We start from the raw sequence: 834 nt of genomic DNA, 5'->3' as shown, positions 1-834 counted from the left end.
GGGGTTTTTTCATGGGCAAGTACTCTACGCAGTTCAAAATCACAGTCGTAAAGGACTACCTCAGCGGCATTGAGGGGTTTCGCAAGGTCGCCAGGCGACATGGCATCGATTTCAGCCTGCTGCGCCGCTGGGTCGCTACCTATCAGTCGCTGGGTGCTGCCGGATTTAGCTCTCGAGGGCACCACTACAGTCCGGCCTTCAAGCTTTCTGTCATTGAGTGCCGGCGTGAACAACAGCTCTCTCTGCGAGAAGTCGCAGCCCGGTTCGGCCTGGGTTATTCCTCCTGCGTAGGCATTTGGGAGCGTCAGTACTACAGTGGCGGTCTTCCAGCCCTGCGTGCGTCCAAACGAATGAGGAACATCACCATGTCCGAGAAACCATCTGCTCATGAGGTCCATGCCCAGGATGACGACTCGAAAAGTCTGGAACAGCTCAGGGCGGAAATCGAATACCTGCGCGTGGAGAATGCGTACCTAAAAAAGCTCGAGGAGGTGAAGAAGGCTCAGAGCCAGAAGCCTCTGCCAGGGAAAAAACGCTCATCGTAGAGGCGTTGAGGTCTGCGTTTCCTCTGGAGGTCTTGCTGCAAGTGGCCAGTCTGGCGCGCAGCACGTTCTACTATCAACTTGGCGCGCTTCAAAAGCCGGACAGGCATGCTTCACTGAAAGCGAAGATCCAGGCGATCTACGACCTGCACGAGGGGCGGTTTGGCTATCGCCGTATTGCCTTGCAGCTGCAAAAGACAGAAGCGGTCAGCGAAAAGCTGGTGCAGCGTCTGATGGACAGGATGGGGCTGAAATCCCTGGTGCGGGTCAAGAAATACCGTGCGCATCGAGG

At 56.2% G+C, this 834-nt stretch carries 2 protein-coding genes; both read left to right on the top strand.

Annotation, left to right across the window (positions count from 1 at the left end; genetic code table 11):
* A partial coding sequence (locus tag DGA31_RS29435; RefSeq protein ID WP_206606855.1) for a transposase occupies window positions 1–545 on the top strand: 545 nt, incomplete at its 5' end.
* Window positions 546–586: 41 nt separating this feature from the next.
* Window positions 587–834, top strand: a 248-nt coding sequence (locus tag DGA31_RS29430; protein WP_241509684.1) for an IS3 family transposase, incomplete at its 3' end; no start/stop codon positions are given.

Source organism: Pseudomonas ovata (assembly GCF_003131185.1).
Classification (GTDB): domain Bacteria; phylum Pseudomonadota; class Gammaproteobacteria; order Pseudomonadales; family Pseudomonadaceae; genus Aquipseudomonas; species Aquipseudomonas ovata.
This window is presented reverse-complemented; position numbering and strand designations above follow the sequence as displayed.